Annotated in this window: 6 protein-coding genes; all 6 read right to left on the reverse strand. The window is 66.0% G+C overall.

The annotated features are described in order from the left end of the window. Nucleotides 1-33: 33 nt before the first annotated feature. Nucleotides 34-768 (reverse strand): sirohydrochlorin chelatase, encoded by a 735-nt coding sequence (locus GOOTI_RS23640; RefSeq protein WP_007241128.1) that lies wholly within the window; start codon nucleotides 766-768, stop codon nucleotides 34-36. Continuing rightward, nucleotides 758-1,960: a uroporphyrinogen-III synthase gene (locus GOOTI_RS23645; RefSeq protein ID WP_007241129.1), complete on the reverse strand. Its 1,203-nt coding sequence runs from the start codon at nucleotides 1,958-1,960 to the stop codon at nucleotides 758-760. The genes GOOTI_RS23640 and GOOTI_RS23645 overlap by 11 nt, the downstream gene beginning before the upstream one ends. Continuing rightward, a complete protein-coding gene (gene nirD, locus GOOTI_RS23650; protein WP_007241130.1) occupies nucleotides 1,960-2,343 on the reverse strand; it encodes a nitrite reductase small subunit NirD in 384 nt (127 codons plus the stop codon). The genes GOOTI_RS23645 and nirD overlap by 1 nt, the downstream gene beginning before the upstream one ends. Further along, a complete protein-coding gene (gene nirB / locus GOOTI_RS23655) occupies nucleotides 2,340-4,904 on the reverse strand; it encodes a nitrite reductase large subunit NirB (RefSeq protein ID WP_007241131.1) in 2,565 nt (854 codons plus the stop codon). Before nirB ends, nirD begins: the two co-directional genes overlap by 4 nt. After that, nucleotides 4,901-6,385: an MFS transporter gene (locus tag GOOTI_RS23660; protein ID WP_007241132.1), complete on the reverse strand. Its 1,485-nt coding sequence runs from the start codon at nucleotides 6,383-6,385 to the stop codon at nucleotides 4,901-4,903. Before GOOTI_RS23660 ends, nirB begins: the two co-directional genes overlap by 4 nt. Before the next feature lie 215 nt (nucleotides 6,386-6,600). Further along, nucleotides 6,601-7,327, reverse strand: a 727-nt coding sequence (locus GOOTI_RS23665; RefSeq protein ID WP_007241133.1) for an alpha/beta hydrolase, incomplete at its 5' end; no start/stop codon positions are given.

The raw sequence follows: 7,327 nt of genomic DNA on the forward strand, positions 1-7,327 counted from the left end.
TTTCGAGGTCCGTGACAGCTCGTTACCGGTCGATCACATGGTTCTCACATTGCCTGGTCGCGCGTGTGAGGTCGCGGAGCCGTCCACGGCGGCCCGCACCCGGTCGACGACGAGATCGGCGATGCGAGGGTCGGCGCCGAGCGGTTCGCCCACGCCGTCGGCGCCGTACTCGGCGAGTCTAGAATGAAACAGACCGGGCGCCAACAGGTATGACGCGATGAAGACGCGCCGGCGTCGCTTGCGCACCTCGGCGACCACCTCGGGCACCCGCGGCGTCGCCGTCGCGATGTAGCCGACGGGCACGTCGTCCCCGATCAGATCGCTCAGGTAGGCGGCGGCCTTCTCCACCTCGCCGAGCGCCAGCGGATCCGACGACCCGGCCGCCGCCATCACCACCGAATCACCCGGTCGCCATCCTGCTGTCCACAGACGGTCGCGCATCACCTCTGCCAGCACGGGATCGGGGCCGAGGTTGTCGCACATCGTCACGTCGCGATGTCCGCTCGCCTCGACGTGCGCGGGGATGTCGCGCCGCACGTGGTAACCAGCGGCCAGGAACACGGGGATCACCAGCGCGGCGTCGTCGGTCTCGGCGAGCAGCTCCGACGGCGACGGGCCGAGGACGTCGACGAACGCAACGCGGGTCTGACCGATGCGTTGGCCGACCAGGGCGGCGATGCGTCCGATGGTGTCGACTCCCGCCAGCGAGCGGGTGCCGTGCGCCACGAGGATAGGTGCCGCGCGGCCGCGGGTTGGTTCAGGTGTCATCGGAATCGTTCTCGTCGTATTCGAGGTCGACTGCGAGGCGATAGCCCCGCTTGACCACGGTCTGGATCATCTTCGAATCGCCCAGTGCGGTGCGCAGTCTGGTGATCGCCATCTCGACGGCGTGCGTGTCGGTTCCGCCGCCGGGGAGTTCGTCGAGCATCGCCTTGCGTGAAATGACCTGCCCCGGAACGCGATGCAGCACACGTAGCAGAGCCATGCTCGATCCGGTCACCTGCCGGTAGCACCCGTCGACCACGACACCCGATGCCCGAAGGCTCAGGTCGTGTCCGGCGACACGGAGCACGGTGGCACGTCGCGGGAGCTCGTCGGCGATGAGTCTGACCAGCGCACCGAGCCGGAATCTACTGGGCTGCAATGTCGGAACCTGCAGTGCGTGCAAGGGACCAGCGGTCACGTTGCCCACGCACATCGCGGGAACGGCTGTGCGCATCGCATGCAGCAGCGGCTCGAGTGCACCCGCGCGGTGTGCCTGTCCGAGCATGGATGCGACGGCCGGTGCGCTGGTGAACGTGACGGCGTCGAGGTCACGGTTGATGACCGCGTCGATCATCCTGCTCATGGGTTCGGTGTCGTCGGGTGGCGTCCACCGGTAGACCGGAACGGGCACGACGTCGGCGCCTGCTTCCCGAAGCACATCGCACAGATCGGGCAGCGGTTCCCAACTGGTCGTGGCGCCGTGTAGTTGCACGGCCACCCGCAGCCCGGCCACCCCCTCCTCGAGCAGTTCGCGGATCAGTTCGCTCGACGACTCGCTCGGCGGAGACCACTGTTCGCGCAGACCTGCGGCACGGATGGCGCCCTTGGCCTTGGGGCCCCGCGCCAACAACCGGACGTCGCCGAGAGTGTCCACGAGATCGTCGGCGAGCCCCCATCCGTCGGCAGCCTCCACCCATCCGCGGAACCCGATGCCGGTCGTCGCGACGAGGATGTCCGGGGGTTGGTTGAGAATCGCCTGGGTTGCGCGCTCGAGTTCGTCGTCGTCGACCAGTGGGATGATGCGGATGGCGGGCGCATGGACCACCGTCGCGCCTCGCCGTTCGAGCAGCGCCGCGAACTCGTCTGCGCGACGTGCGGCGGTGACGCCGATGGTGAAACCGATGAGGGTCTTCTCGGGGTTGGCGGTCCTGTCCGGGGAGGTCGGGGGCGTCGTGGTCGGGTCGGACTGAGTCATCAGGGGGCGCAGACCTCGATCGTCCCGTCGACGACGCGAACCGGGTACATCCGCAGCGCACGGGACTCGTCGTCGAGGCAGACACCCGTGTCGAGCGAGAAGACCTGTTTGAGCAGCGGCGACGCAACCGTCGGCACGCCTGCCCTGTCTCCGACCAACCCGCGGGACATCACGGCAGCACGCCCGAACGGATCGATGTTGTCGACGACCCGCAGGTCGGGTTCGGGACCATCGGTCAGCCGGAACACGGCCACCTGGGTGTCGCCGATCAGCGCGGCCACACCGCGGCCGACGCTGACCCGGTCGAGCGGACAGATGGCCACCCAGGTCTCCTCGGAACGCGCTGTGGTCGGTGTGGCGGGTGCGTCGTCCAACGCGGTCATGATGCTGTCTCCTTGACCTGGGTGGTGTCCCCGACGGGCAGGGTCGGTAGACCGAGAAGCACCGGGACCTTGCGCCCCGACGAGTCGTCGAAGGCGATGGTCGGGTCGGGTGTCTCGGGGGCGTTCACGAAGGAGACGAATCGGCGCAGCTTCTCTTCGTCGTCGAGCACTGCGGCCCACTCGTCGCGGTAGCCGTCCACGTGTCGGGCGACCGCGTCTTCGAGGTCACCCGCTATACCCAGGATGTCGTCACAGACGATCTCCCGCAACCGATCGAGCCCTCCGGCGAAGCTCTCCTGCCACGGTGCGGTGCGCTGTAACCTGTCCGCGGTCCTGATGTAGAACATGAGGTAGCGGTCGATGTAGCGCACGAGCGTCTCGTCGTCGAGCCCCGATGCAAGAAGCTTTGCATGCGAAGGACTTTGGCCGCCATTGCCGCCGACGTAGAGGTTCCATCCCTGTTCCGTCGCGATCACGCCGACGTCCTTGCCCCGCGCCTCGGCGCACTCGCGAGCACATCCGGACACACCGAGCTTGATCTTGTGCGGTGAGCGCAGCCCACGATAGCGGTGCTCGAGGCGCACGGCCATCGCCACGGAGTCCTGCACGCCGTACCTGCACCAACTCGATCCGACGCAGCTCTTCACCGTGCGCAGGCTCTTGCCGTACGCATGCCCCGATTCCATTCCGGCGTCGACGAGTCGGCGCCAGATCTCGGGTAACTGCTCGACCCTGGCACCGAACATGTCGATGCGCTGGCCGCCGGTGACCTTGGTGTAGAGTCCGAAGTCCTTGGCGATCTGCCCGATCACGATGAGCTGGTCGGCGGTGACCTCGCCGCCGGGCATCCGCGGAACCACCGAATAGGTCCCGTTCTTCTGCAGATTCGCCAGGAAGTGGTCGTTGGTGTCCTGCAGGGCTGCCTGCTCGCCGTCGAGGATGTGGTCGCTCGACGTCGAGGCGAGGATCGACGCGACGGTGGGTTTACAGATCTCGCATCCACCGCCGGTGCCGAACCGCCCGATCAACTCGGAGAACGTCCGGATACCCGTCGCGGCGACGATCGCGAACAACTCGGCGCGCGACTGCGTGAAGTGTTCGCACAGCGCGGTGGACAGTTCGACACCGGAATCGGCGAGCAACCGGGTGATCGAGGGCACGCATCCGCCGCATGTGGTGCCGGCCGATGTGCAGGCCTTGATGTCGGCGACCGAGCACGCGCCCTCGCCGATGGCCCCACAGATCGCACCCTTGGAGACGCCGTTGCATGAGCAGATCTCGGCGTCGTCGGGGAGTGCCGACAGTCCGATACCGGCTCCCTCGGCGCCCGCGGGTGCGATCAGCGACGAAGGATCGCCCGGAATCTCGCGCCCCACCATGGGCTTGAGCATCGCGTACGCCTCGGCGTCGCCGACGAGGATGCCGCCCAAGAGCGTCGACGCGTCGTCGGAGAGTACGAGCTTCTTGTACGTGCCCGCGACCGGATCGGAGTAGACGATCTCCAGGGCGTTCTCGGTGACTCCCATCGCATCGCCGAAACTCGCGACGTCGACGCCGAGCAACTTCAGCTTGGTCGACATGTCGGCACCGGGGAACAGCGAGTCGCAGGTGCCGAGAATCCCGTCTGCCGCAATCTCGGCCATCGTGTAACCGGGCGCCACGAGGCCGTAACAACGACCCTCGACGGCTGCCACCTCCCCGATGGCCCAGATGGACGGATCGCTTGTGCGGCATCCGGTGTCGGTGATGATTCCACCCCGTTCGCCGACGTCGAGTCCGGCCTCGCGGCCGAGCGCGTCCTGTGGCCGGACACCGGCCGAGAACACCACGAGCGCGGCGTCGAGAACCGTTCCGTCCGACAACGTGACAGCGAGGAAGTCGTCGTCGGAGTCGGCGATCGCTGTCGTCGACACCCCGGTGTGTACGTGCAGCCCGAGGTCGCCGACGAGCGAGGCGAGCAGTGCGCCACCGCCGTCGTCGACCTGCAGCGGCATGAGGCGGGGCGCGAATTCGACGATGTGCGGGGTCATTCCGAGCAGCCGGAGGGCATTGGCCGCTTCCAGCCCCAGCAATCCTCCACCGACCACGACACCCGGCGCCCCCGGGGGCGCGGCTTCGGCGACCGCGCGGATCGCGTCGAGATCGGCCAGTGTCCGGTAGGTGAAGCTGCGCGGATTGTCGCGGCCCTCGACCGGCGGCACGAACGGATACGAGCCGGTGGCCAGAACCAGAGCGTCGTAATCGATTTCGTCACCCGCCGACGTGATGACACGACGCTGCTCGCGATCGATCGTGGCGGCCGCCTCACCCACACGGAGTTCGACGACCTCGTCGCCCGCATAGGTGTTGTCCGGCAGCGCCATCGACAGGGGATCCCACGAGCCCACGTAGCTCGAGAGGCCCACCCGGTCGTATGCGGCAACCGGCTCCTCGCTGAGCACGATCACGTGGTAGCGATCCGCGGTGTCACGTTCGCGCAGTTCTTGGACGAACCGGTGTCCGACCATTCCGTGACCGACCACCACGCAGGTTCGGATGTCGGTGATGTTCTCCGACGTCATTTCGTGGCTCCCTGCGCGGGACTCGGGGACAGCTCGGCGTCGTCGACGACGGGGTCGGCATCAGCGGGTCCGGCCGTCTCACCGGTGACGGGGATGTCGGTGGTTTCGCGCTCTTCGAGGACGATCTCGCTACGGGCGTAGAAGAACCAGGTGATGATCGCGGCGATCGCGTAGAAGGCGAGGAACACCCAAAATGCTGCTGTCGCAGACTGATTGGCCTTGTAGCTCGACCGCAGGACGAGGTTGATGCCGACTCCGCCGAGCGCACCGACCGCGCCGGCGATACCGATGAGCGCACCCGACATCTTGCGGGACCAGATGACGCGACCCATGGTGGTCAGGCCGGTGAGGTTGCGGGCCTTGTGCTCGAAGACCGTCGGGATGATCTTGTAGACCGAACCGTTGGCGATACCCGAGATCAGGAACAGCAGGATGAACCCGACGATGAAGCCGATGAGTTGCGCGGTGCCGATCTTGTGGTGGGCGTGGGCGTCGGCAGCCATTCCGGAGATCACGAGCAGGACCGACGACGCGATCATCGCGAGGAAGCACACGAAGGTGATGCGGCCGCCGCCGAAGCGGTCGGCGAGTTTTCCGCCGTAGGGGCGGGCGATGGAACCGAGAAGCGGTCCGATCCATGCGATCTGGGCGGCGGCGAGTGCGGCGTTCCCGACACCCGATGACTTGAAACTGATCTGCAGCACCTGCGAGAACGCGAAGCTGAAGCCGATGAACGAGCCGAACGTACCGATGTAGAGCAGCGAGATCAGCCAGGTGTCACGGTATTTCAGGCAGTCGACCATCGAACGGTAGCTTGCGGTCTGATGGTCGAGGTTGTCCATGAAGATGGCTGCACCGATCGCGGCGAATGCGAGGGCGACCAGATAGATGGCACACACGATCTCGGGCTTGTCGGACGAGAGCCAGATCACCAGGAGACCGATCAACTGGATGACCGGGACACCGAGGTTGCCGCCACCGGCATTGAGCCCGAGCGCCCAGCCCTTGAGTCGGTGCGGGAAGAACGCATTGATGTTGGTCATCGACGAGGCGAAGTTGCCGCCACCGAGACCGGTGAGCGCCGCGACGAACAGGAACCAGCCGAACCCGAACTTGCCGGGGTTCATCATCAGCATCAACACGAGGCCGGTCGGGATGAGGAGCACGACAGCGGAGAAGATCGCCCAGTTGCGGCCGCCGAACTTCGCCGTCGCCTGGGTATAGGGAATGCGCAGACATGCACCGACGAACGTCGCCGTCGCGGTGATCGCGAACTTCTGGTCGAGACTGATGCCGTACTTCGGCGACATGAACAGGACCATCACCGAGAACAGCGACCAGATCGAGAACCCGATGTGCTCGCAGATGATCGACCAGACCAGGTTGCGCTTGGCGATCTGGGCGCCGCCTGCGTCCCACGCCTGCCGGTCTTCCGGGTCCCACCCGGTGATGTGGTGTTTGCGGGTGTACGTGTAGCTCATGGGGTGCTGCTTCCTGAAAAGTCGGGGCTGGCCGGTCGCGTGCTGCGCTGCCGCGATCCGATGTGTTCCCAACGGTAGGAAACCGCTATTGCAGGAAGTTTTCTCCGCGTGACCCTTCCGTCACAGTCTGCTCACCCCTTGGATTTCCGGGATGTGAGAAGTCCGCGGAGTGTGGTCGGGGCAGAACCAGCCCCGAGCCGCACCTTGTGGCGAATCTACTTCTTTGCGGGAGCCTTGGCCACCGCAGCCTTGGCGGCGGGCGCGGGCTTCGCGTTCAGGTCGGCCTCGATCATCGGCCAGGTGTCGTGGAGATCCTGCTCCCAATATGCCCAGGAGTGCGTGCCGCCCGATCGGGTCAGCACCTTGTTGGGCACGTTGAGTTCCTTCATGCGCTGCGCCATCTGCTGGGTGCAGTTGTTCACGGCCGCCTCGATGACACCGCCGAGCAGAACCTGGTTGGCCAGAGTGACGGGGTCTCCGTTGATCAGCGGGGAATCGAGTCTGTCGTACTGGCCGGGCAGTCCTGTGCCGCTGGTCATGTAGACCTTGGTGCCGCGCAATTTTGCTGCGTTGAGGTAGGGGTCGTTCGCGCGCCATCCGGGACCGCCGGGGACTCCCCACATGTTGACTATGTTGCCGCGACCACGGTCGCCGACCACCATCCGGATGTACTGCAACCCGAGTGGATCACTCGTTCGTGCGCATCCGCTGTACGCCGCGACAGCCTTGTAGAGCTTGGGGTCGGCAATTGCGAGATTGAGCACGGACGTGCCCGCCATCGAGATTCCCGCGATCGCGTTCGCGCCGGTGGTCTTGAATTCCTTGTCGATCAGCGGGGGCAGTTCCTTGGTGAGGAACGTCTGCCATTTGTTGCGGCCGAGAACCGGGTCGTCGCGCTGCCAGTCGGTGTAGTACGAGAACGCGCCGCCGATCGGGGTGACC

This window comes from Gordonia otitidis NBRC 100426 (genome assembly GCF_000248075.1).
Classification (GTDB): Bacteria; Actinomycetota; Actinomycetes; order Mycobacteriales; family Mycobacteriaceae; genus Gordonia; species Gordonia otitidis.

What these genes read in the sequence shown, in the direction of transcription:
- GOOTI_RS23640 (WP_007241128.1), bottom strand. Translation starts at nt 768, where the DNA reads ATGACACCTGAACCAACCCGCGGCCGCGCGGCACCTATCCTCGTGGCG.
- GOOTI_RS23645 (WP_007241129.1), bottom strand. Translation starts at nt 1,960, where the DNA reads ATGACTCAGTCCGACCCGACCACGACGCCCCCGACCTCCCCGGACAGG.
- nirD (WP_007241130.1), bottom strand. Translation starts at nt 2,343, where the DNA reads ATGACCGCGTTGGACGACGCACCCGCCACACCGACCACAGCGCGTTCC.
- nirB (WP_007241131.1), bottom strand. Translation starts at nt 4,904, where the DNA reads ATGACGTCGGAGAACATCACCGACATCCGAACCTGCGTGGTGGTCGGT.
- GOOTI_RS23660 (WP_007241132.1), bottom strand. Translation starts at nt 6,385, where the DNA reads ATGAGCTACACGTACACCCGCAAACACCACATCACCGGGTGGGACCCG.